Genomic DNA, 23,028 nt, shown 5'->3' with positions numbered 1-23,028 from the left:
CAGATCGAAAGGGCGAGATAGGCATTTCGTCGTAGTCGATACCGTTGGGCGGGATTTTTTCCCAATGTGACGGGCTCATTGGAACAGGCCTGTGTGACCATCCTAATCACCGGCTTTGGAAATGAACGAGAATCCGATGAGTCGATCTCAGTCGGCCTGCTTCAACCAGGCCTGAATCTGCCCCAATGTCGCCGTAGCGCCCCCGCAAACCACGATCAGCACATTCTCGTAGCCGTGCAACTTATCAGCCTCATAAGCCAACGCCAGCGCCGCGCCACAGGCCGGCTCCACCAACACCCGATGGTCAGCCAAGAAGCGCTCGCACGCCTCCAGCGCCGCGCGATCACTGACCAGCACGCTGTGCACCGGATGTTCACGCACGCAAGCCAACGCCTGGTCAGCAACGCGCTTGGCGCCCAGCGAGGTCGCTACCGATGTGAGACGCTCCAGCTCCACCGGGTGGCCGGCCTGCACCGCAGCATGCAGCGAGGCGGCCCCTTCAGTTTCTACCGCCAACACCGGCACGTCGTCCCAGCCATTGCGCTTGAGGCCTTCGACCACGCCACTGAGCAAGCCGCCACCGCCGACCGACAGCACCACCGCATCGGGCTTGTACCCGCTGGCCGCGACTTCATCGACCAGGCTGGCATGCCCCGCCCACAGCAGCGGATCATCGAACGGGTGAATGAAGGCATCGTCAGGCCCGACCAAGGTCTGTGCCAGGGCATTGGCCTCCTGCCAGGAGCTGCCATGCACGATCACCTTGGCGTCTTCTTGTTGCAACAGCTCCTTGGCACGTTCGGTTGTCGTCTCCGGTACCACTACGGTCACCGGCACGCCCAGCTTGCGACCGGCATAGGCCACCGCCAGGCCGGCGTTGCCACCCGACGAGGATACGAAGTGGCGGGCGCCACGGGAGTGATGGACTTCGCAGGCATGGCCCACCCCGCGTAGCTTGAACGAGCCGCAGGGCTGCAGGGCATCGAGCTTGAGCCAGACCGCACGGCCGGCAGCCAGCGACAGCGGGCGGGATTCGATCAGGGGAGTGTGAATATGCAGGGTCATGTCAGCCTTCCATTTGCGTGATGCGAAAAGAAGGATGTCATACCAGTTGGCCCCATCGCCGGCAAGCCGGCGATGTGGCCAGGACGGTCACGCCAGCGCGGGGGTACGCGGGGGGACGATGCGGCGCGAGCCGGTCGACTCGAATGCTGCAGCGAAGCTCAGCAGTTGATTGTCGCTATACGCCTTGCCGGCAAAGGTCAGCCCCACCGGCATGCCGATGTCAGCCATGACGCCCATCGGCACAGTGACGGTCGGCACGCCCAGGTGGCGAATGGCGAGGTTGCCGTTGGCGACCCAGATACCGTTGCTCCAGGCGATGTCCGCCGAGGCTGGGTTGACGTCGGCATCGGCCGGCCCCACGTCGGCTACGGTGGGGAACAGCACCGCGTCCAGGCCTTGGACGTCCATCCAGTCTTCCAGGTCCAGCTTGCGGGTGGCTTCAAGGCCGCGCAGGCCGTCGGGCAGGGTTTCGATCTGGTCCCAGGTCTTCAGGCCGCGCTTGGCCATGTTGACGTATTCGTCCATGCCCGCTGCCAGGTCATCCTCACGGTTGGGCAGGGTGCCCGGGTCGTGGGGGAAGATCTGCGGGCCATCGACGTCGGCCAGGCGGTTGAGCTTGGGATCGTTGTTGGCGCGCAGGAAGTCATCGAAGCCCCAGCCAGACAACTCCCACAGTTCGTCGTGGAGGAATTCCTTGCTGACGATGCCACGGTTGTACACGGTCGGTGCGCCAGGGCGGTCGCCTTCGCAATTGGACACCAGCGGGAAGTCCACTTCCAGCACTTCGGCACCCGCTGCTTCCAAGGCCTGACGCGCTTGCTTCCACAGGTCGATGACGCTGGCGCGGGTGTTGATGCGCTGGCCGGTCGGGCCGCCGATGCCAGGCTTTTCGGAGGTGCCCGCCTGGGCATCGGCGTTGATGTACATGCGCGGCACGCCGAAACGCTTGCCCTTGAGCGAGCTGGCATCGGCTGCCAGGCCCAGGTAGGACTTCGGACGCACTTCGGAGGCGGCCTTGATCGGCACCCAAGGCTGCAGACGCCACAGGTCGCCACGCTTGTCGGCATCGTCGGCGACCACTACATCGAGGATTTCCAGCAGGTCGGCCATGGTCCGGGCGTACGGCACCACCACGTCCATGGTCGGCGTCAGCGGCCAGTTGCCACGCACCGAGATCACCCCGCGCGATGGTGTGTAGGCGCACAGGCCATTGTTCGAAGCAGGGCCACGGCCGCTCGACCAGGTTTCTTCGGCCAGGCCGAAGGCGCTGAAGCTGGCCGCGGTGGCAGTACCGGCGCCGTTGGACGAGCCAGAGGCGAAGGGTGCGGTCAGGTAGTTGGCGTTGTACGGGCTTTCGGCGCGGCCATAGACGCCGCGCTGCATACCACCGTTGGCCATGGGTGGCATGTTGGTCTTGCCCAGGCAGATGGCGCCGCCGGCACGCAGGCGCTCGACGGTGAAGGCGTCGCGCTGGGCGACCAGGTCCTTGAACGCCGGGCTGCCGGAAGCGGCGGTCAGGCCTTTGACCAGGTAGCTGTCCTTGGCGGTGTAGGGGATGCCGTCGAGCGGGCCGAGCAGTTCGCCACGGGCGCGGCGGGCGTCGGAGGCTTCGGCCTCCTTGAGTGCTTCTGGATTGCGCACTACCACGGCGTTCAAGGCAGTGGCGGTATCGGCTCCATCGTAGGCGTCGATGCGCGCCAGGTAGGCCTTGACCAGCTCGACCGCCGTCGTGCGGCCTGCTGCGAGCGCGTCGCGCAGCTCGGCAATGGAAACCTCGGTTACCTCGATCATGCTTTCACCAAAAATTGTGCAGGTGGGGGCTTTTGCGAGGAGTGTACAAGAAGGGCACCGGGGGCGCAGGTTTGCGCGGGGGCAAATGGTTTTTTGCAACCGGGCATTGTTGGGGCCGCAACGCGGCCCCGTTTGCATCAGTCCAGATCGGCCGCCGAATGCCGTTCAGGTACCTGAGTGCCTTCATCACCCCAGGTGCGGTTGACCCGCGTGCCCCGTTGCACGGCTGGCCGTTGAGCAATTTCTTCAGCCCAGCGCTGCACGTGCGGATACTCCTCTACCGCGAGAAATTCCGCAGCGCCATACAGGTTGCCGCGCACCAGTTGCCCGTACCATGGCCAGACGGCGATGTCGGCAATGCTGTATTCGTCGCCACCCAGGTAGCGACTTTGCACCAGGCGGCGCTCAAGCACGTCGAGCTGACGCTTGGCTTCCATGGTGAAGCGGTTGATGGCGTATTCGATTTTCTCCGGCGCGTACACATAGAAATGGCCGAAACCACCGCCCAGGTAGGGCGCCGAACCCATCTGCCAGAACAGCCAGTTCAAGCTTTCGGTGCGTGCGGCGGGATCCTTTGGCAGGAAGGCGCCGAATTTCTCGGCCAGGTACAGCAGGATCGAGCCCGATTCGAATACCCGTACCGGCGGCTCGACGCTGCGGTCGAGCAGCGCGGGGATCTTCGAATTGGGGTTTACCGACACGAAGCCGCTGGAGAATTGATCGCCTTCACCGATGCGAATCAGCCAGGCATCGTACTCGGCGCCTTTGTGGCCAAGGGCGAGCAGTTCTTCAAGGAGAATGGTGACCTTGACGCCGTTGGGGGTCGCCAGGGAGTAGAGCTGCAGCGGCTGCTCGCCGACGGGCAACGCCTTGTCATGGGTAGGGCCGGCGATCGGGCGGTTGATGCTGGCGAACTGGCCGCCGGAGGCTGCGTCGTTGCGCCATACCTTGGGCGGGACGTAGGGGGGCTTGCTCATGCCTGGAACTCCTTGAAGGGCGAAATGCGGGTCATGTACAGACTGGACCTGCATCTATGCCATGGGTTCTGGGCGATGTGCAAATGCATAGGCGGTGCAACTGTCTGTCGCGATCTCTGTAGGAGCGGATTCATCCGCGATTCAAACGACGCGGTGGATGGCACCGGCTTCGCCGGTGATCGCGGCTGAAGCCGCTCCTACAGGCCCGATAATCAGGCTACCGGAATGGTCGGGTCCGCGGCTGCCAGTGCCGCTGCACGATCATTGGCCGCTGGCGGGTAAATCCAGACCGAGTTGATCTGCGACTTCAGCACCTTGGCCTCGGCCTTGTCAGTCGGCGGCGACACCGTACGCTCCCAGCCCTCGGTGTACACCGCGCCCCAGGCGCCGAGGTCGAGGCAAGTCACGTATTTGGGCTGGCTGTAGGTCATCGGCGCCACGCCGATCAGTTCGGCAGCGGCGTTGTTGCCAGCGTAGCGCCCCAGTGGAATGGCGTGCTGGCAGGACATCACGGCGTAGTTGCCCACCTCGTCACACGCCGCATACGCCACATCACCGGCCGCATACACCGCATCGTTGCCCTTGACTTTGAGGTTGCCGTCCACATGCAGGCGACCCTGGCGGTCGCGTTCGCCGCTGATCTGCTCGGTCAGTGGGTTGGCCTTGAAGCCCACGGTCCATATCACGGTTTGTGCGTCGATGCGCTGGCCGTTGTCCAGCAGCACACCGTCGCGGTCCACCGAGGCCACGGTGGCGCCGCAGATCCATTCGATACCGAGCTCCCTGGATGCCTCTTCGATGGCCGGGCGAATGCCGTCGCCGAGGGCGGCACCAATCTTCGCGCCACGGTCGATCACCACCACGCGCAGCGGTGTTCCATCACCCAGGATCTTGCGCAACCGCGATGGGAGTTCGGTGGCGGTTTCAATACCGGTGAAGCCGCCGCCAGCAATGACCACGGTATTGCGCGCTGGCGAGTCGGGCAGATTGACCAGCGACTTGAGGTGAGTTTCGAGGCGCGCGGCGCTGTCGATCTTGTCGACATCGAAGACATGCTCGATGCCGACCATGGCTGGCCGGTTGAGCACGCTGCCGCAGGCCATGATCAGGCGGTCATAGCCCAGTTCGCATTCTGTACCACTCTGAGTGCGGTACTTCACCTGCTTGCTGTCTTCATCGATCTTGAATGCCGTGCCTTGTACGAAACGCACGTTCACCGCTTCAAACAGCTCCTGCAGCGGGGCGGCCATGGTATGCACTTCGGGTTCGTAGAAGCGTGGGCGCACATGCAATTCGGCCTGCGGCGCAAGCAATGTCACCGTTACATCCTTGCGGTCATGCAAGTCCAGTTGGCGGATGGCGCTGAGTGCGCTCCACAGGCCTGCGAAGCCTGCGCCAATGATCAGGATGTTTTTCATCGTTGTGCTCCTGGAAGGTCCGGATAGAACAAGGTAGCCCTTGTTTGCGGACAACGATGCTACGGGCGACGAAGCACCACACCCTAGGCCAAAGAACCCTGAATTTCGGCCAGCGGTACGCTACGGGCGAAGCGTGCGCGGTAGTCGCGAGGGGTCACTGCCAGGTGGCGCTGGAAAGCCAGTCGCATGCGTTCTTCGCCACCGAAACCGCATTGCCGGGCGACCTGATCGATGTGTTTGTCGGTATTTTCCAACTGGCGTCGTGCAGCTTCCAGGCGGAACAGCTCCATGGCCTTGGCCGGGGTGCGGCCAGTCTTGAGTTTGTACACCCGGGTGAAGTTGCGCAGGCTCATGTGCGCCTGTTCGGCCATGCGCTCGACGGTCAGCTGCGGGTCGCCCAGGTGGTCGTTGAGCCACAGGTGCAGGGCCTCGAACTCGGCACAGTCCTGGCCCTGCACCTTGAGCAGTTCGCTGAATTGCGCCTGGCCGCCAGGGCGCTTGAGGAACACCACCAGCTCGCGTGCCACCTGCATCGCCACGTCGCGGCCGCAGTCCAGTTCGACCAGCGCCAGGGCCATGTCGATGCCGGCGCTCACGCCTGCCGAGGTCCACACCGTGCCTTGCTGGACGAAGATCGATTCGTGGTCCACCTGCACCGCCGGGAAGTCGCGCCGCAGCACCTCGCACATCGCCCAGTGGGTGGCGGCGCGGCGGCCGTCGAGCAGGCCGGCGCTGGCCAGCAGAAAGGTGCCGCTGCACACCGAGGCGGTACGCTTGGCGTGCAGGCTGGCGCGGCGCAGCCAGGCGACCAGCGGGCCATGGCCGGGCAGGGCGCGGATGATGTCCGGGGCACCGGGCACGATCAGCGTGTCGACGGCCTGAGCCATGACATCATCCAGGCGTTCGGTGGCCACGCTGAGGCCTTCGGCGGTTGGCTGCAAGCCCCCTTCGAGGCTGGCGGTGTGCAGGCGGTAACCTGGCAAGCCGCGCTCGGCCATGGCCTTGGTGGCTGCCCAGAACACGGTTTGCGCGCCACTGAGGTCGAGCAGGCCCATGGCCTCGTAGGCGACGAAGACCACCACCCGTGGATGGTCGACAGGCTTGAGCGGTGGTTCCAGCTGGCCTGCGATATCGGTCATGGTCGTGCCTGTGCAGCGCCAAAACAGCAGTATGTGCGGCCTCGCAGGGCTTAGGCAACCGTCAGCTTTTCAAGGTGTGTAGCCGGTCTTGTCTGCTTCGGTAATGGGGCGCAATACGCGGCAGGGAACACCCGCTGCGATCACGTTGGGGGGAATATCCGACGTCACGACACTCCCGGAGCCGATGATGGCCCCATCGCCAATGGTCACCCCTGGGTTCACGTGCACGCCTGCGCCAATCCAGACCCGGTTGCCAATGTTCACCGGCCTGGCAAAGCAAGCACCCGCTGCGCGTTCGGCCGGGTCTATCGCATGGTTGGATGTGTAGATGCCGACACGCGGCCCCAGTAGCACGTTGTCACCGATGGTGATGCCGCCGCCATCGAGCATGACGCAGTCGAAGTTCGCGTAGAAATTGCTGCCGATATGAATGTGGAGGCCAAACTCACAGCGAAACGTGGGCTCGAAATGTACGGCGGTGCCCATGCTGCCCAGCAATTGCCGCAGGATTTCCTCGCGCTCGCCAGCAGGCCTGGAGAATGCATTGTTGTACTGGTTCGTCAGCAATACCGCCTGCTCCCGAGCTGCAATCAGTTCGGGAGTGAGGTCATTGTAGATTTGGCCTTGGCGGATCTGGCTCAGTTGCGATTCAAGGTCTGGCATCTGTTCCTCTTCAAGGTGGGGCAACGGCCCACCATACGCACCAGGCCTCCTTCGCATCAACTTCAGTGTGCCTGCGGCACGATCAGGCTGGGCGGTGCATCAGCGGCGCGGCGCCGTGCCACCCAGTAGTACAACACGCTCGGCACCACCAGGCCGATCAGCCAGGACACGTCCACGCCGCCCAGATGGGCGACCATCGGCCCGGTGTACAGTTTGGTGTCGATGAACGGCATCTGGATCAGCACGCCAACGGTGTACACGCAAATCCCCGGCCAGTTCCACCGGCCATAGCGGCCTTCCGGGTCGGCCAGGGCAGGGATGTCGTAGCGTTCCTTGGTGATGAAGTAGTAGTCCACCAGGTTCACCGCGCTCCAGGGCACGAAGAAGGTCAGCAGGAACAGGATGAACGACTTGAACGCGGTGAGGAACGAGTGCTGGCCGAGCAAGGCCACCAAGGTGGCGGCACCGACGATGGCCAGCACGAACACCAGGCGCTGAGTGCGGCTGATCGTCAGGTGGCCACGAAAGCCGCTGATGATGGTGGCGATGCACATGAAGCTGCCATAGGAGTTCAGCGTCGAGATGGTCACCTTGCCGAAGGCGATGCAGAAGTACAGGAGCGCCGCAGTAGTACCCGCGCCACCCAGGCCGACGATATACGCCACTTCGCGCCCGGTGAACTGACCGCCGGCGATGGCAGCGGCGAACACACCGAGGACCATAGAGGCCTGGGCACCGATTACCGAGCCCAGGCCGGCGGCGAGGAAGGTCTTGACCGGCGAAGTGTTGCGCGGCAGGTAGCGCGAATAATCGGCCACGTACGGACCGAAGGCGATCTGCCAGGACGCCGCCAGCGACACGGCCAGCAGGAACGATGCCCAGCTGAAGTGGCGGTTGTCGAGCAACTGGCCAATGTCGGCGAGCATCAGGATGCGGCTGAACAGATAGACGAAGGCGATGATGCCGAGCACGCTGGCCACCCGCCCGATCCAGTGGATGACCCGGTATCCGGCCAGGGTGGCGAGGACGATCACGGCGGCGAAGATGAGGATGCCGGTGCTGTCGCTGACGCTGAGCAACTGGCCGATGGCCTGCCCGGACAACACCGTGCCCGTGGCGGTGAAACCCAGGTACATCAGGCACACCAGCACCATCGGGATCGCCGCGCCGTACACGCCAAATTGCACCCGGCTGGAAATCATTTGCGGCAGGCCCAGGCGTGGGCCCTGGGCGGCATGCAGGGCCATCACCGCGCCGCCGATCAGCTGCCCGAGCAGCAGGCCGATCAACGACCAGAACACATCACCGCCGAGCACCACAGCCAGGGCGCCGGTGACGATCGCGGTAATCTGCAGGTTGGCTCCGAGCCACAGGGTGAACTGGCTGTACACCCGTCCATGGCGTTCAGCTTCGGGGATGTAGTCGATCGAGCGCCGTTCGAGCACGGATTTGCTGGACATTGGGGGCTCCGCTTCATTGTTTTTGTGTGGGAGATAGCCGTTGGCGGCACGTCGCACAACGGGTTTCCACTTGATATGAACATGTCTATACAAGTCCGGTCAAGCGGGACGATTTCCGCTGATACAGCGCTACTGTTGCGCAAGGGTTGGCCGGAACTGTGCTGGTCCCGTGTTCGAAAATGGCCTTATGCTGTTACGAAATATGTCTAGAACGCCTGAAGAAGGAAGCTGCAATGCCGCTCAAGGACCTGCTGATCGCCCTGGTGGTGATCGTCGCCTGGGGAGTCAATTTCGTAGTCATCAAGGTTGGCCTCGATGGCCTGCCGCCGATGCTGCTGGGGGCATTGCGCTTTCTGCTGGTCGCGTTTCCTGCCGTCCTGCTGGTCAAACGGCCGAATTTGCCATGGCGCTGGTTGATCGCCTACGGTGCCACCATCTCCCTGGGCCAATTCGCTTTTCTGTTCCAGGCCATGTACAGCGGCATGCCGCCGGGGTTGGCGTCATTGGTGCTGCAGTCCCAGGCCTTCTTCACCCTCGGCTTCGCTGCAATGTTTCTGGGGGAGCGACTGCGCCCGGCGAGTGTGCTGGGGTTACTGGTGGCGGCCAGTGGGCTGGCGTTGATCGGCAGCGAAGACAGCGGCCATGTCCCGCTGGTGGCGTTGTTGCTGACCCTGTGCGCAGGCGCCATGTGGGGCATGGGCAACATCATCACCCGCCGTTTCGGTTCGGTTGACCTGGTGGCATTGGTGATCTGGGGCGGGTTGATTCCTCCGCTGCCGTTTCTGGCCTTGTCCTGGTGGCTGGAAGGGCCGGAGCGGATTGGCCATGCGCTGGCCAATATCGGCTGGAGTTCGGTGCTGGCGCTGATCTACCTGGCGTTTGTCGCCACCATGCTTGGCTACAGCCTGTGGAGCAAACTGCTGTCGCGCCACCCTGCGGGCAAGGTGGCGCCGTTCTCCTTGCTGGTGCCGGTGATCGGGTTGAGTTCTTCGGCCTGGTTACTGGGTGAGCGGCTGACGGCGGTGCAGGGGTGGGGTGCGCTGTTGGTCATGCTGGGGTTGCTGGTCAATGTGTTCGGGCCAAAACTTACGCAGCGGTTGCGGGCGGCGAGCGCAAGCTGATCGAAGGCTTTGTTAGACTTGGCTCTTTTGCCAAGCCAGCGGAGCCTCCCGATGATCATCTCTACCACCAGCCAGCTCGAAGGCCGCCCGATCGCCGAATACCTTGGCGTGGTCAGCTCTGAATCAGTGCAGGGTATCAACTTCGTGCGCGATTTCTTCGCACGTTTTCGCGACTTCTTCGGCGGCCGCTCACAAACGCTGGAGAGCGCGCTGCGTGAGGCCCGCGAGCAGGCCACCGAAGAGTTGAAAGTGCGGGCACGGCAGTTGCAAGCCGATGCGGTGGTGGGCGTCGACTTTGAAATCAGCATGCCCTCGGTGCAGGGCGGCATGGTGGTTGTGTTCGCCACGGGCACGGCTGTGCGCTTGAAATAAAGGCGAAGTGCCACTGGTCGGCTCTGGTGAATTTGGCCAGGCAGTCTGCATGTGACCGGCTAGTCTCACTTTCACGGATCGCGTTTTTCCAGGCAAAGTTGCACAGGCCGGCGCGGTCGCCACTGAAGGGAGAACAGGGCATGAGTGAGTCCTTTTTCGAAGACATGAATGATGCGTTCCCGATCAACAGCCAGGTACGTTGCGGTCAGGCGGCATTTCGCCTGGGCTTTGGGCACATGACCCTGGACGATTCGGAACAGCTGCAACCGGCACATTTGCAGCGCAGCAAAAAGGGCCGCTTCACGCCGAGAATTCCGTTGAAAAAGTGATCCCGTTCACATTACCCCGCCCTCTGGCGGGGTTTTTGTTGGCTAGGGTTGATCCTGCTCATGGCATCGATGGGTTGCGCTCGCCGAATCGATGCCGGTGTGCTTTTCTGACGCTATCTCAGGAAAGGAGGTGTGTTTTTCCATGCGAGTCAGGGAAGAAACCTATTGGCAGTGGGCCGATGCGCAATTGCACAGCCGCAGCCACGATGAAGCATTGAGTGACGGTACCACCCTCGATGTGCAGGTGCGCCTTTCGAGGCTCGGTGCCACCCAGTTGTTCCTCGGGTTATATGGCCAGGACGGCAAGGCGCTGGTGGAAGAGTACTACCCGGCACGGCCCGGCGAGACCATGACCCGTGCCCTGGTGTGGGGTGTCGACCGGGCCAGGGCGCTGGCGACCGGCGCGCTGGCATTGCCGCAGCGCCAGCGTCGGCAGGCATGAAAAAGCCCGGCCTATGTGGGCCGAGCTCAGGAAGTGGTGTGGCTGCTCAATGACGCGTCAGTTGAGCGGCTCGATCACCTTGACTGCCTGCCGCTCACGGGCGGCGGGCCATTCTTGTTGCAGGGTCTGCAGCACACGGCCGACGAACTCGGTGTCGGCGGCGGCCTTCTTGCCGACGTAGCCCTGGCCACGGCGGTAGACCTTGAAGCGGGCGCGCATGCTGGGCAGGTGCGCTTCAAATTCATCTTCGACCGTATTCGGCGGCAGGCGGTCGAGGCGCACTTCGCCGGTCTGGTTGACCCACAGCAGGTGGTCGTCGAGGCTGTCTTTGCGCGCGGCGAACAGTTGGGCCAGTTGGTCGATGGTCGGATTGTTGTTCAAGTTCATCATAAAGCCCCCATTACCCATTTTTTGTTGGTGATTTTCACAGTTGGCGCCACAGCATGTAGCGCACTACCAAGGCTGCTACAGCAGCATCGCAACAGGGGCTTTCTTACACCTGCCTTTTGGACAGTTCCCTCTCCACGGGCGGCCTGCGTTACCGCGCAAGCCGCCTGGAACACCCTTGCCACCGCTCCCGATCGGGGAGACGGCCTCATCATGCCCAAGGGCAATTGGCGGCGTCAATGGTTTTGTAGTGAATATTTTTAGTCACTACATATTGTCCGACAATCCCCTATAAGGGCCTGTCAGCGGTCTATGCTCGACAGGATTCGGTAGGCTGCGCGCACGCGTTCTTCGTTGGGATAATTGCGATTGGCGAGTAGGACAATAGCCTTGCCTGCGGCGGGGATGAACACGGCATAGGCCCCAAAACCATTGGTGGAGCCGGTCTTGTTGTACCAGGCTGCGCGAAGCGCTGGCAGGGCGGGGGCGAGGCGCTGCGTGGCCTGTGGCTCGCGGATAAGCCGGGGGCTGTTGCCATCGACCAGGGTGTCGAGTGCGACAGGGTAGGGGTAGCGTTCCCAGCCCAAGCCTTGGGTCATCGCCCCGACCTGGAAATAACCGGCCTGGGTGAGGGCAGCCGCCTTTCTCAGGGCGGGTGGCAGTTCGTCCGGCTGCATGTGCAGGCGCACGTAGCGCAGCAGGTCACTGGAGCTGGTCTTGATGCCGTAGGCCTGGTCTGCATAGGGGCCTGGGCTGACCCGTACCGGGCGATCCTGGGCATCGTAACCTTGTGCGTAGAGGCCTTGCGCATCGGCGGGAACCTCCAGATAGGTGTGCTTCAGGCCCATTTGCGGCAATAGGCCTTGGGTCATCAACTCGGCGAATGGCTTCTGCTGTGCGCGTGCGGCCAGATCGCCGAACAGCCCCAGGCTCGGGTTCGAGTAGCAACGCTGGGTGCCGTGTTCACTCTTGGGCTGCCAGTTGCGGAAAAAGTCCAACGCCTGCTCGTCGGTTTTCACTGTATCGGGGAACTGCAAAGGCAGGCAGTCGGCGCTGTAAGCACCCAACTCGAGCACGCTGGCTTTGCCTAGCGGCGTGCCAGCCAGAGCGGGTTGGTAGCGCTGGGCTGGGGCGTAGAGGTCAAGCTTGCCTTCGGCGCTGGCCAAAGCGGCGAGGGTGGCGGTATAGGTCTTGCTCAGCGAACCGATCTCGAACAGCGTATTTGCGCTGACGGGTTGATTATCGGCCTTGCTGGCCACGCCATAGTTGAAATAGTGCGCCTGGCCATTGGCATACAACGCTACGGCCATGCCAGCGATTCCCTGATCCTGCATCAGTGGGCGGATGACTTCGTCGACTCGCCGCTGCAGTGGGTCAGCCGCGTGTACAAAAGTCGTACTCAACGCCAAAGCCGTGGCGGCGGTGAGCGACGCGAGGCGAACGAGGGGCATGCAAGGTTCCTTTTCGGGTATGTGTCCGTTGGGCGACACCGGTGGGGGTTCCGGCGTTAGCAGGAAAAAACCTCAGACCTTATCGTCTGCCCCTGCACAACGACAAGATGGAAATGTTCATGAAGTATTTGCGCATGTTGTTCGACAACTTCACCTTGGCCTTGCTCGGGGTCGTGCTGATCGCCACCGTGCTGCCCTGCTCGGGCGACGGCGCGGTGTATTTCGGCTGGCTGACCAACCTTGCCATCGGCCTGTTGTTCTTCCTGCACGGTGCCAAGCTATCGCGTGAGGCGATTATCGCCGGAGCCGGGCATTGGCGCCTGCACCTGCTGGTGTTCTCCTGCACCTTCGTGCTGTTCCCGCTGCTGGGCCTGGCGTTCAAGCCGCTGTTCGTGCCGCTGGTGGGCAATGAGTTGTATCTTGGTGTGCTGTATCTGTGCGCCTTGCCGGCCACCGTGCAATCAGCCATTGCGTTCACTTCGTTGGCGCGTGGCAACGTGCCGGCGGCCATCTGCAGCGCGGCGGCCTCCAGCCTGATCGGTATCTTCCTGACCCCGCTGCTGGTGATGATGTTGCTGGGTGCCAGTGGCGATACTGGCTCGGGTCTGGATGCGGTGCTGAAGATCACCCTGCAGTTGCTGGTGCCCTTCGTCGCCGGGCAGATCGCGCGGCGCTGGATCGGTGCCTGGGTCAAGCGCAATGCGCGCTGGCTCAAAGTGGTGGACCAGGGCTCGATCCTGCTGGTGGTCTACACCGCGTTCAGCGAGGCGGTGGTCACGGGCTTGTGGCACACGGTATCGCCACAGCATCTGGCGGGATTGTTCGCCGTCTGCGGCATTCTGCTGGCGGTGGTGCTGTTCGGTACGCGCCTGCTGGGCAAAGCGTTCGGCTTCAATCTTGAAGACCGCATCACCATCCTGTTTGCCGGCTCCAAGAAGAGCCTGGCGACCGGCGTGCCGATGGCGCAGGTGCTGTTCGTAGGGAGTGGAATCGGGGCGATGATCTTGCCGCTGATGCTGTTCCATCAGATTCAGTTGATGGTGTGCGCGGTGTTGGCGCAGCGGTATGCCAGCCGCGAGGAGGAGGGCAAGGTTTCCCCGGCGTCTACCTGAGTAACCTGTGTCACTGATACCGGCCCCTTAGCGGGCCGGTACAGACTATCGAGCCTGCCCGGAACTACGCTGGCGCAATGCCTTGCTCACCTCGGCTTCGATTTTGTAAGCCGGCCCCTCCAGTTCCTCGTAATTACGCGTATAGCGCCGGGCGAATTCCTCCACCCCCAATTCCTGATACTGCTGCACATGCTTGAGCTCGTGCGCCCACAGCGCCACATTGTCCTCGGCATCGCCGGCATGCCGGAAGATGATCGTGTCGATCAAGGTCACCGCATTCACATCCGGGTTTTGCAGCATGGCGTTGGCGGCGCTGATCTGCTGTTCGTCACCCACCCGATAGCGCGCAGCATCGAGCACGGCAAAGTCATACCAGGGTTCGAGTTGGGCACGGATATGCAGCGGGATCGATTGGCTGCCGCTGGCCGTTGCCTCGTCACGGGCCTGGCGCAGGGCGAAGGCCAGGCTGCTGGAGGCCATGACTTCGACGTCCTTGAGCACCTGACCTGCCTGGCCGGGGTCGATGGGCGCACAGAAACAGCCCATCAGGCAGACCTGGTATTGCCCAGGCGGGCAAGCTTGCTCGGCGTGGGCTGCGGAACTCAGGAGCAGGGCACACAGCAGGCTAGCGGCTCTCATTCAGCGCCCTGTCGACGAAGCTGCGGCTGGCGTCCAGCACCTGCGTCTGAACCGCCTCAGTGGCCAGCATGCGCCCGACCACCAGCGCCCCGACGCATTGGCTGATCAATACCCAGGCCAGCGCCTCGTCTTCCAATGTCCGGCTCCAGGCCGTGTGCAGCTCCACCAGCCAGTGCTCGACTTCTTCGCGCACTGGCCGTTCGGCCCGGGCGATCTCCACGCCCAGGGGCGGCAGTGGGCAGCCGCCCTCGGCATTGTGCAGGTGCGCCAGGCTCAGATACTGCTGCAGGCAGCGCGCCAGGCGCTCGCGGCTGGCGCCCTGGTTGGCCAGGCGGGCCAGCGGGCTGTTGCAGAGCTCCTGACGGACCACTTCGGTAAACAGGTCGTCCTTGGACGGGAAGTGGTTGTAGAACGCACCGCCGGTCAGGCCGATGGCTTTCATCAGCCCAGCGACGCCGGTGCTGGCAAACCCCCCGCGCTTGGCCAGTGCGCCGCTGCTGGCCAGCAGCTTGTCGCGAGTCTGTTGCTTGTGATCGGTGGAGTAGCGCACCGGAAACCTCTGAACGCTGGCTTGACGATGGCGGTGATCATAACATAGCGTTCGTTTACTAAACGATCATTCATCAATGGAGGCGCGCATGACAGAACAACAAAAAGTGGTGCTGGTGATTGGTGCGGGGGATGCCACCGGCGGCGAAATCGCCAAGCGCTTTGCCCGTGAGGGGTATATCGTCTGCGTCACCCGCCGTCAGGCCGAGAAACTGCAGCCGCTGGTGGATGAGATCCGCGCTGCAGGCGGGCAAGCCCACGGCTTCGGTTCGGATGCGCGCAAAGAAGACGAGGTCGCGCAACTGGTCGAAACCATCGAGCGTGATATCGGCCCCATTGAAGCCTTTGTCTTCAATATCGGCGCGAATGTACCGTGCAGCATTCTCGAAGAAACCCCGCGCAAGTACTTCAAGATCTGGGAAATGGCGTGCTTTGCCGGCTTCCTCACCGCACAGGCGGTAGCGCGGCGCATGGTGGTCCGTGAGCGCGGCACTATTTTGTTCACCGGCGCCACCGCCGGCACACGAGGGGCGGCTGGCTTTGCCGCCTTCGCCGGGGCCAAGCACGGCCTGCGTGCCTTGGCGCAGAGCATGGCGCGGGAGTTGGGGCCGCGCAATATCCACGTTGCTCATGTGGTGGTGGATGGTGCCATCGACACCGCCTTCATCCGCGACAGTTTCCCTGAGCGCTATGCGCTCAAGGATCAGGACGGCATTCTCGACCCCGCGCACATCGCCGACAGCTACTGGTTCCTGCACGCACAGCCACGCGATGCCTGGACCTTCGAACTGGACCTGCGCCCGTGGATGGAGCGTTGGTAAGCCCCGACTCATCAAAGGAGTGTGCTGCATGAGCAAGACCGTGGAGTTCTTTTTCGATCTGGGGAGCCCCGCCAGCTATTTGGCCTGGACCCAATTGCCCGCGCTCTGCGCCCGCCATGACGCAACGCTGCATTACCGGCCGATGTTGCTCGGCGGAGTCTTTCAGGCCACGGGCAATGCGTCGCCCGCGATGATCCCGGCCAAGGGCCGTTACATGTTCACCGACCTGGGTCGCTTTGCTGCGCGCTATGGCGTGCCGTTCGGGTTACCGCCAGGCTTCCCGCTCAATACCCTGGCCTTGATGCGGGGCGTGATCGGCATTCAGCTGCGCTCGCCGGAACGTTTCGAGGCCTTGCTGGCGGCGTTGTTTGACGGGATGTGGGCGCAGCGCCGTAACTTCGCGGATATCGAGGTACTGGAGCAGGTGCTGGAGGAGGCGGGCTTCGATCCGGCTGAATTTCATGCATTGTCGACTGACGCCGAAGTGAAGGCGAGGCTAAAGCAGGTGACCGAGGACGCCGTGGAACGTGGGGTATTTGGCGCGCCTACCTGCTTTGTCGACGGGCAGATGTACTTCGGTCAGGACCGCCTGGATTTCGTCGAAGAGGCGTTGAAGCAATAAACACGACGGCCTCTTCGCGGGCTACCACGAAGAGGCCGCCAGGTTCACAACGGGATCAGAAGTTGGCCGGGGTGTTGGCGCTGATGATTTCTGCCTCATCCTGGCCAATGTTCTTGAAGCTGTGCGGCAGGGTCGTGGGGATGTAGTAACCATCGCCAGAGTTGAGGATGCTGACCTGGCCATCGACCCACAGCTCCACGGTGCCGCGCGTGACCAGCCCGCACTCCTCGCCTTCGGCATGCACGATCGGCTCGCCCGAGTCGGCGCCCGGTGCGTACAGTTCACGCAGCATGCGCATCTGCCGGGCTTCGACGCTGGCGCCGACCAGCAGCATGCGCAGGCCATTGCGGCCCAGGTCCGGCTGCTCGCTGGCACGAAACACGAAGCGCTCTTCCCGTACCGGCTCGTCGAAGCTGAAGAACTCCGCCAGGGTCATCGGAATCCCTTCGAGCAGTTTTTTCAGGGAGCTGACCGAAGGGCTGACGCGGTTCTGTTCGATCTGCGAGATCGTCGAGTTGGTCAGCCCGCTGCGACGGGCCAGTTCCCGCTGGGAAAGGCTGTTGCGTTCACGCACCAGTTTGAGTCGTGTCCCTGTGTCCATAGCCGCCTTGTAATCAGAGGTGTTAAAAATAATGAGCGACGCATTAAAACACACTCTGCAGGCTTGCGCGCAGTGCTTGTCAGGCGCGTTGTTCGCGGGGCATCGGCCACAGCCCGACCAGCAGCAACAGCACTGCCACCGCCAGGAACGGTAGCCGCGGGTCAAGGGCGTAGACCAGCGTACCGGCCAGCGGGCCGATCACCGCGCCCATGCCCTGCGCGGCGCCGATCGAGCCGGCGGTAGCGCCTTGCTCGGACGCTTGCATGGCATTGGCCGCCAATGCCGAGAACGATGGGAATACGAAGCCCATGCCCGCAGCAGCGACAAAATAGCAACCCCACAGCCAGGGCGCGCTGGTGGCCAGCGAGCCCGCAGCGAAGCCCAGTGCTGAGACGCTCGCCCCAACGCGGATCATTTTCAGCGGTGGCCACTCCAGTTGGCGCAGGATCACCTGCGACAAAATCAGCGCCACGCCCACCGTAGTCAGGGCGACGCCAGCGGCCTGGGCCGCCTCGGCCGGCCCGAGCTGCAGGCGGTCGAGGGCGAAGAATCCGACGATGATCTGCGACACGGTCACGCTGAGCATCGCGCTGAAGGCCACCAGCAGCGGCCGGCGCAAGCGCGGGTCGCTCAACCGTACCGGGCTGGGTGAATGGCTGATGGCCAGCGGTTGCGGCTTGAGTTTGAACAGCAGCACCAGGAACGCGCAGGCGGGCAGCAGCGACATCACATGGAACGGCAGGCTCAGGCTGTGCCGGGCCAGTAGCGCGGCGAGCGCCGGGCCAAGTACCAGCCCGACGGCATTCGCCGCGCCCAGCGACGCCATGGCCCGCGCCCGCTGTTGTGGCGCGACATGGTCGGCGATCAGCGCATTGCAGCCCACCGGAATGGCTGCATAGAAGGCCCCGATGCAGCCGCGCGCGATCATCAGCCCGACAAATGCCAGCGTTGCCCCGGGCAACCAGCGCAGTGCGCCTTCGACGAACAGACACAGCAGCCAGTAAGCCAGGGTGAAGCCGGCGCTGCCCAGCAACAGAATGCGCCGCCGACCCAGGCGGTCGGCGGCACGGCCCCAGGGGCGGGCGAGCAGTACCCAGACCACGCCGGCCACGGTCACCGCCGCGCCGGCTTGCCAGGTGGCCATGCCAAGCAGGCGGGCGATGGGCCCGATCAGGGCGACGAAGGCCATCATCGACATGGTGCAGGTCATGTTGGCCAGCAGCAGCGGGCGTAAGTCCAGCGTGCTGGCGGGCGTCAGGGTGGCAGGGTCCTTTGCGGCATTCATTGGGCAGTCCAGGGCAGGTGAGCAGCAGCGGCTCAGCTTAATGAGAATATTTATCGTTTGTCGAGCCTGCCCTGCATTGCCTGTCTTTACTCACTGCGACGCAAGGGGCCAGGCCACATGCTACGCAACACTCCATCTCGGCGCACCAGTGCATGCATCAGCGCGGCGCCCAGGTGCACCAGTACCGTGGCGAACAACAGGTAGCCGGCCCAGCCATGTGCCTGGCGCAATACCGCGTACAGCTGCAGGTCGTGCGGGGCGATCGCCGGCAGTTGCAGCGGGCGTGGATAACCGCCAGCCGACAGCATCGCCCAGCCCAGCAGTGGCATGGCCAGCATCAAACCATAAAGCAGCAGGTGCGAGGCGCCGGCAGCGATGCGCTGCAGGGCGGGCAGATCCTGTGGCAGGGGCGGGTGGGGCAGCGTCAGGCGCAGGCCGATACGCACGATCACCAGGATCAGCAATGCCAGGCCGGTTGCCTTGTGCAACTCCACCAGCAGAGGGTGGCGCAGCGACAGGTCGCCGACCATGCTCACGCCAATGAACAGCATGGTCAGGATCAGTATCGCCATCAGCCAGTGCAGCAGGCGAGCCAGCGGGTGGAAAGCTTCAGGCTTCATGGGTGGGCTCCTGCGCCGAGGGATTCGCGGCTGCGGCGGTTGAAGGACTCCGAATAGGCGGCCGAGCGGGCGGCAAGGATCGGGTCGTTGGACGGTTGGATGCCGGTTGGCAGAATCAGCGGGTCGAAGTTCAGATCCCGGCAGGCGCCTTGTTCAGGAGCATCGACCTGTTCGATGACCAGGGTGCCGGCATCGACGCTGCGCCGGTCGGCGGGCCAGGGGCTGGCCGGGTCGTCCTGAGCATCGCCGGGGTTGGCCAGGACCAGGCGCAGGGTCCAGCGCAGCGGGCCTTGGGCCAGGCGCTGCTGCAGGTCATGTTGCAGGAACTGTTTGTCCTCTACCTGGCCGGGCAACGCCGCGAAAGGCGTCTGCGGCTCAAGCTGCCAGCGCACCGGCTGGGCGGCGCCGCTGGCATCGATCAAGCGGAAGGCGTTGATGCTGTGGTATTGCGTGCTGGCGAAGCTGTCGCTGGGTTTGTAGTTCGCGGCCCATTGGCGGAACGCCGCGCTTTCCGGGTGGGCAGCGAAGAATGCCTGTTGCTTGGCCGGGTCCGGTTTGCCGGTAGCCGGGTCCGGCGCGCCGGCCAGTACCTGGTCGTAGAAGCCTTGCGGTGTGCTCACCGCCAGCACCGGTGGGTTGTTCATGCCGGTGCGCCAGACCTGGCCGTCGTCGGTGCTCAGTTGAAGGGCCAGGCTGCGCACCGGTATGCCGGTGTCGGGTGCGAACGGATTGGCGCCGCCGATGGCGAAACGGCCGATGACAGGCACGTGGTCCTGGCTGAACGCACGCGCCGTCGACAGCTTGGCGGCCTGGCCGCTGGGCTGAAAGTAGCCGCTGACGCACAAGCCCTTGGCGTGGTTCTTACGGTAGCCCGGGTAGTGGCCGGCCTGGGCCTCGAAGGTGTCGATGATGCGTTGCGGGGTCAGTTGCGGCTTGCCGATCCAGCCGGCTGCATAGGCAAAGCCTGCGCCCAGGGCCAGCATCACGGCGCCGATACCGGCCAGGCGCAGGGCCTTGGCCGGCCCGTGCAAGGGTGAGTTCATGGTGTGCGTCCGGTTCAGTGAAGATGCCGGTACGACGGCGCAGGGAAAAACTTATTCCATCGGCGGGAATAGATTTTCTTGCCGGGCGTCTGCCCCATACACTGAGTAACCCGAAGGCCGGTACCTTGCCATGCACGACCTGGACGAACAGCAGTGGCGCGAGCTGCTGCAGCGGCTGCGCCGCTTTGCCCTGTGGCTGACCCGCGAGCCAGGCAGTGCCGACGACCTGGTGCAGGGCACCGTCGAGCGCGCCCTGAGCCGCAGCAGTCAGCAGCGCGACACCGATGCGCTGCGCGCCTGGCTGTTCACCATCCTTTACCGGCTGTTTCTCGACGGCAAGCGCCGCGAGCGCCTGCATGCGCGCTGGTTGTCGTGGTTTGGCCGTGACCAACGTGAAGATGACGCGGTCGGGGGCAACATCGAAAACATCGTCCTGGCCCAGGCCGACCTTGAAGCCTTCGCCCGCTTATCGACCGAACAGCGCGCCCTGCTGCTGCTGGTGAGTGTCGAGGGGCTGAGCTACAAGGAGGCGGCCGAGGCATTGCAAATCCCCATCGGCACGGTGATGTCGCGCTTGTCCCGCGCCCGTGCCGCCCTGCGTGAACTGACCGAGAGCAACCCCCAGCCCCCGGCCTTGCGGAGACTGAAATGACACGCCTGATACCCAGCGAAGACGAGCTTCACGCCTACGTCGACGACCGGCTTGAACCCACGCGCCGCGCCGAGGTGCAGGTGTGGCTGGCGGCCAACCCGCATGAGGCAGCGCGTATCGAAGCCTGGCGTAACGATGCGCGGCGCCTGCGGGCAGCGCTGGCAGGTTTTGGCGAACGGCCGGGTGCTGTGCAACTGGACCTGGGTCAGGTGCAGCGGCGCCTGCGCCAACGCCGCCAACGGCGTTTGGCATCCGCAGCGATGCTGTTGCTGGCCTTGGGCGTTGGCGGGCTGGGTGGCTGGCAAGCGCGGCAGGTGACGTTGGCGGGCAGTGTGTTGCCAATGGCCGATGCCGTTCAGGCGCACCGGTTGTTTGCCGGCAGTGAGGCGCTGGATATCCAGGCCAGTGACCCGACGCAGTTGCGCGACTGGCTTGGCCGGCACTTCAACCGTGTGGGCCAGTTGCCTGATCTAACCGGTTACGGGTTCCAGCCAGTGGGTGCGCGGTTGCTGAGCAACGAACAGGGGCCGGCGGCTTTGTTGGTGTTCCAGGACCGCAATGGCCAGCGCATCAGCCTGTTCCTGCGTTCGCCGGGCGAACGTTACGAGCGCATGCCGCAAGGGCAGCGGGTCGATGGGCAGCTGGAGGCGCGGTACTGGTCGCACGGGGCGTACAATTTCGCCTTGGTGAGTGCAGCGGACGATGTGCGTGGGGCAGGGGTGGGGGAGGCTTTGCGGTTGGGGCTTTAGCGGCCCTGTGGGAGCGGCTTCTGCCGCGAACACCGGCGAAGCCGGTGCTCCCACAGGGTAGGTGAAGAGGCCGCAGGGTCAGCTCAACTCCAGCCAGATCGGCGCATGGTCCGAAGGCTTCTCCATTGCGCGCAGGTCATAATCCACCCCCGCCGCCTTGATACGTGGCACCAGGTGCTGCGAAGCCATGATCAGGTCGATGCGCAGGCCACGCTTGGGCTCATCCTCAAACCCGCGGCTGCGGTAGTCGAACCAGCTGAAGCGGTCGGCCACTTCCGGATGCAGGTGGCGGAAGCTGTCCACCAGGCCCCAACCCTTCAACCGTTCCATCCACTCGCGTTCTTCAGGCAAGAAGCTGCACTTGCCGGTTTTCAGCCAGCGCTTGGCGTTGTCCGGGCCGATGCCGATGTCGCAGTCCTGGGGCGAGATGTTCATGTCGCCCATTACCAGCAGCGGTTGGTCATTCTTGAACTGGCCCTCAAGCAGCGCCTGCAGGTCGCTGTAGAAGCGCTGCTTGGCCGGGAACTTGGTGGGGTGGTCGCGGCTTTCGCCTTGAGGGAAGTAGCCATTCATGATTGTGATCGGCGTGCCGTCGGCATCGGCGAACGTACCCCAGATGAATCGGCGTTGGGCCTCCTCCTCATCGGTGGCAAAGCCTTTGAACAGGCTCAACGGAGCCTGGCGAGAGAGCAGGGCAACGCCGTAGTGGCCTTTCTGACCATGGTAGTGCACGTGGTAACCCAGGGCTTGCACGTCGGCCAACGGGAACTGATCGTCGCTGACCTTGGTTTCCTGCAGGCCGATCACGTCCGGCTGGTGCTTTTCGATCAGCGCCGCCAGCTGGTGCGGGCGAGCCCGCAGCCCGTTGATGTTGAAACAGACGATCTTCATGGAAAGACAATCCTGGTAAAAGGCCGGATGCTAGCCGACATCGGCCGTCATCACCAGCGTGGCAGCTTCGTAGGGGCACTGCTAACGTGCACGTAGAGGTGAACGAAGCGCTGTAGGGCACCTCCAAGGCACTGTATGCCCATTCCAGGAGGACTTCCCGCAATGCCCGAAGCCACTGTCGCCCAGGCCCGCATCTGCACGCTCGATGACGGCTACAGCCGTGAAGCGCGTTCGCTGCTGTACAACGCCTACCGTCACGAGCCGACCTTCGCCTATATCTTCGAGGCCCAGCGCCCTGGTTATGAACGACGCTTGCGGGTCATGGTGCGCGAGTGGGTTCGTCAACACTTCTACCTGCAATTGCCGGCAATCGGCCTGCTGCTGGATGACCGGCTGATTGCGCTGGCGCTGATCGTGCCGCCACAGCGCAGGTTGGGCGTGGCAGACAGCTGGGCGTGGCGCCTGCGTATGCTGCTCGGCACTGGCCAGCGCTGTACCCGTCGTTACATGGATTATCAGGCAGCGCTCATCAGTTGCCTGCCGACTGAGCAGGTTCACATGCTGCCGTTACTGGGCGTGCACCCACAGTTTCGCGGCCAGCACTACGGCGAACAATTGTTACAGGCTGTGCACGACTGGTGCGCCGAGGATCCTAACACTCAAGGCGTGGTGCTTGATTCGGGCAATGAGCACTACCTGGCCTTTTACGAGCGCCAGGGCTATGAGGAGATAGGCGAAGTAGCGGTAGGCCCAATCCGAGAAAGAGTGTTCTTTCATCCCAACCCAGTATCATCCTTGTCTTCAATTGCCTGACAGGCCGCTCCCTTGA

26 protein-coding genes are annotated in these 23,028 nt (G+C 63.5%); 10 read left to right on the top strand and 16 right to left on the bottom strand.

Going from position 1 to position 23,028, the window contains the following annotated elements:
* Positions 1–147: 147 nt before the first annotated feature.
* The 7 genes from ACIQUF_RS06145 to ACIQUF_RS06115 all read right to left on the bottom strand — a co-directional run bounded on the left by ACIQUF_RS06145 (position 148) and on the right by ACIQUF_RS06115 (position 8,513).
* A complete protein-coding gene (locus ACIQUF_RS06145; protein WP_403129484.1) occupies positions 148–1,065 on the bottom strand; it encodes a pyridoxal-phosphate dependent enzyme in 918 nt (305 codons plus the stop codon).
* Between the two features lie 87 nt (positions 1,066–1,152).
* The gene (locus ACIQUF_RS06140; protein WP_403129482.1) at positions 1,153–2,856 is read right to left on the bottom strand and encodes an amidase; all 1,704 of its coding nucleotides are present in this window, start codon (positions 2,854–2,856) and stop codon (positions 1,153–1,155) included.
* A gap of 137 nt (positions 2,857–2,993) precedes the next feature.
* Positions 2,994–3,833: a glutathione-dependent disulfide-bond oxidoreductase gene (yghU, locus tag ACIQUF_RS06135; protein WP_403129480.1), complete on the bottom strand. Its 840-nt coding sequence runs from the start codon at positions 3,831–3,833 to the stop codon at positions 2,994–2,996.
* A 212-nt stretch (positions 3,834–4,045) separates the two neighbouring features.
* The gene (locus tag ACIQUF_RS06130) at positions 4,046–5,251 is read right to left on the bottom strand and encodes an NAD(P)/FAD-dependent oxidoreductase (protein ID WP_403129477.1); all 1,206 of its coding nucleotides are present in this window, start codon (positions 5,249–5,251) and stop codon (positions 4,046–4,048) included.
* Between the two features lie 83 nt (positions 5,252–5,334).
* Complete coding sequence (locus ACIQUF_RS06125; protein WP_403129475.1) at positions 5,335–6,390, bottom strand: GlxA family transcriptional regulator; 1,056 nt, start codon at positions 6,388–6,390, stop codon at positions 5,335–5,337.
* 69 nt (positions 6,391–6,459) lie between these two features.
* Entirely contained in the window at positions 6,460–7,053 is a 594-nt protein-coding gene (locus tag ACIQUF_RS06120; RefSeq protein WP_403129473.1) for a sugar O-acetyltransferase, read from the bottom strand.
* A gap of 62 nt (positions 7,054–7,115) precedes the next feature.
* Positions 7,116–8,513, bottom strand: coding sequence for a purine-cytosine permease family protein (locus ACIQUF_RS06115; RefSeq protein WP_403129470.1), 1,398 nt, complete (start codon positions 8,511–8,513; stop codon positions 7,116–7,118).
* Between the two features lie 233 nt (positions 8,514–8,746).
* On the opposite strand from ACIQUF_RS06115, the gene ACIQUF_RS06110 reads away from it, so the two are divergent.
* The 4 genes from ACIQUF_RS06110 to ACIQUF_RS06095 all read left to right on the top strand — a co-directional run bounded on the left by ACIQUF_RS06110 (position 8,747) and on the right by ACIQUF_RS06095 (position 10,777).
* Complete coding sequence (locus ACIQUF_RS06110; protein WP_403129469.1) at positions 8,747–9,634, top strand: EamA family transporter; 888 nt, start codon at positions 8,747–8,749, stop codon at positions 9,632–9,634.
* A 51-nt stretch (positions 9,635–9,685) separates the two neighbouring features.
* Entirely contained in the window at positions 9,686–10,006 is a 321-nt protein-coding gene (locus ACIQUF_RS06105) for a YbjQ family protein (RefSeq protein ID WP_400803349.1), read from the top strand.
* A gap of 140 nt (positions 10,007–10,146) precedes the next feature.
* The gene (locus ACIQUF_RS06100) at positions 10,147–10,335 is read left to right on the top strand and encodes a hypothetical protein (RefSeq protein WP_400803352.1); all 189 of its coding nucleotides are present in this window, start codon (positions 10,147–10,149) and stop codon (positions 10,333–10,335) included.
* Between the two features lie 142 nt (positions 10,336–10,477).
* Positions 10,478–10,777, top strand: a complete 300-nt coding sequence (locus tag ACIQUF_RS06095) for a hypothetical protein (protein WP_403129466.1) — start codon at positions 10,478–10,480, stop codon at positions 10,775–10,777.
* A 57-nt stretch (positions 10,778–10,834) separates the two neighbouring features.
* Here ACIQUF_RS06095 and ACIQUF_RS06090 read toward each other — a convergent pair whose 3' ends face one another.
* Both ACIQUF_RS06090 and ampC read right to left on the bottom strand, forming a co-directional pair.
* Positions 10,835–11,167: a hypothetical protein gene (locus ACIQUF_RS06090; protein ID WP_400803356.1), complete on the bottom strand. Its 333-nt coding sequence runs from the start codon at positions 11,165–11,167 to the stop codon at positions 10,835–10,837.
* Between the two features lie 299 nt (positions 11,168–11,466).
* The gene (ampC, locus tag ACIQUF_RS06085; protein WP_403129464.1) at positions 11,467–12,615 is read right to left on the bottom strand and encodes a class C beta-lactamase; all 1,149 of its coding nucleotides are present in this window, start codon (positions 12,613–12,615) and stop codon (positions 11,467–11,469) included.
* Positions 12,616–12,734: 119 nt separating this feature from the next.
* On the opposite strand from ampC, the gene ACIQUF_RS06080 reads away from it, so the two are divergent.
* Positions 12,735–13,727: a bile acid:sodium symporter family protein gene (locus ACIQUF_RS06080; RefSeq protein WP_403129462.1), complete on the top strand. Its 993-nt coding sequence runs from the start codon at positions 12,735–12,737 to the stop codon at positions 13,725–13,727.
* Positions 13,728–13,772: 45 nt separating this feature from the next.
* Here ACIQUF_RS06080 and ACIQUF_RS06075 read toward each other — a convergent pair whose 3' ends face one another.
* Together ACIQUF_RS06075 and ACIQUF_RS06070 are read right to left on the bottom strand one after the other, a co-directional pair.
* On the bottom strand, positions 13,773–14,366 hold the full coding sequence (locus ACIQUF_RS06075) for a DUF4157 domain-containing protein (RefSeq protein WP_403129461.1): 594 nt from the start codon (positions 14,364–14,366) through the stop codon (positions 13,773–13,775).
* Positions 14,353–14,916, bottom strand: a complete 564-nt coding sequence (locus ACIQUF_RS06070) for a TetR/AcrR family transcriptional regulator (protein WP_403129459.1) — start codon at positions 14,914–14,916, stop codon at positions 14,353–14,355. The genes ACIQUF_RS06075 and ACIQUF_RS06070 overlap by 14 nt, the downstream gene beginning before the upstream one ends.
* Before the next feature lie 88 nt (positions 14,917–15,004).
* Between ACIQUF_RS06070 and ACIQUF_RS06065 the strand changes: the two genes are divergently transcribed.
* Positions 15,005–15,736: an SDR family oxidoreductase gene (locus ACIQUF_RS06065; RefSeq protein WP_403129457.1), complete on the top strand. Its 732-nt coding sequence runs from the start codon at positions 15,005–15,007 to the stop codon at positions 15,734–15,736.
* Between the two features lie 28 nt (positions 15,737–15,764).
* Positions 15,765–16,358, top strand: a complete 594-nt coding sequence (locus tag ACIQUF_RS06060) for a 2-hydroxychromene-2-carboxylate isomerase (protein WP_403129455.1) — start codon at positions 15,765–15,767, stop codon at positions 16,356–16,358.
* A 55-nt stretch (positions 16,359–16,413) separates the two neighbouring features.
* Here ACIQUF_RS06060 and ACIQUF_RS06055 read toward each other — a convergent pair whose 3' ends face one another.
* From ACIQUF_RS06055 to ACIQUF_RS06040, 4 genes are all read right to left on the bottom strand, one after another.
* The gene (locus ACIQUF_RS06055) at positions 16,414–16,959 is read right to left on the bottom strand and encodes a cupin domain-containing protein (protein WP_346613135.1); all 546 of its coding nucleotides are present in this window, start codon (positions 16,957–16,959) and stop codon (positions 16,414–16,416) included.
* 79 nt (positions 16,960–17,038) lie between these two features.
* Positions 17,039–18,244 carry an MFS transporter gene (locus tag ACIQUF_RS06050; protein WP_403129452.1) on the bottom strand — a complete coding sequence of 402 codons (1,206 nt, stop codon included), beginning with the start codon at positions 18,242–18,244 and terminating at the stop codon, positions 17,039–17,041.
* 86 nt (positions 18,245–18,330) lie between these two features.
* A complete protein-coding gene (locus ACIQUF_RS06045; RefSeq protein WP_403129451.1) occupies positions 18,331–18,864 on the bottom strand; it encodes a cytochrome b in 534 nt (177 codons plus the stop codon).
* A complete protein-coding gene (locus ACIQUF_RS06040; protein ID WP_403129449.1) occupies positions 18,861–19,907 on the bottom strand; it encodes a catalase family peroxidase in 1,047 nt (348 codons plus the stop codon). The genes ACIQUF_RS06045 and ACIQUF_RS06040 overlap by 4 nt, the downstream gene beginning before the upstream one ends.
* Positions 19,908–20,037: 130 nt before the next feature.
* Here ACIQUF_RS06040 and ACIQUF_RS06035 point away from each other — a divergent pair, with 130 nt between their 5' ends.
* Complete coding sequence (locus ACIQUF_RS06035) at positions 20,038–20,559, top strand: sigma-70 family RNA polymerase sigma factor (protein ID WP_403129447.1); 522 nt, start codon at positions 20,038–20,040, stop codon at positions 20,557–20,559.
* On the top strand, positions 20,556–21,308 hold the full coding sequence (locus ACIQUF_RS06030) for an anti-sigma factor family protein (protein ID WP_403129445.1): 753 nt from the start codon (positions 20,556–20,558) through the stop codon (positions 21,306–21,308). Before ACIQUF_RS06035 ends, ACIQUF_RS06030 begins: the two co-directional genes overlap by 4 nt.
* A gap of 78 nt (positions 21,309–21,386) precedes the next feature.
* Here ACIQUF_RS06030 and xthA read toward each other — a convergent pair whose 3' ends face one another.
* Positions 21,387–22,199: an exodeoxyribonuclease III gene (xthA, locus tag ACIQUF_RS06025; protein WP_403129443.1), complete on the bottom strand. Its 813-nt coding sequence runs from the start codon at positions 22,197–22,199 to the stop codon at positions 21,387–21,389.
* Between the two features lie 162 nt (positions 22,200–22,361).
* On the opposite strand from xthA, the gene ACIQUF_RS06020 reads away from it, so the two are divergent.
* On the top strand, positions 22,362–23,012 hold the full coding sequence (locus ACIQUF_RS06020) for a GNAT family N-acetyltransferase (RefSeq protein ID WP_403129441.1): 651 nt from the start codon (positions 22,362–22,364) through the stop codon (positions 23,010–23,012).
* The last annotated feature ends 16 nt before the right edge of the window (positions 23,013–23,028 follow it).

This window comes from Pseudomonas sp. NPDC090233 (genome assembly GCF_044772285.1).
Lineage (GTDB): Bacteria > Pseudomonadota > Gammaproteobacteria > Pseudomonadales > Pseudomonadaceae > Aquipseudomonas.
The sequence above is the reverse complement of the archived record's forward strand: the minus strand, read 5'-3'. Positions and strand labels throughout refer to the sequence as shown.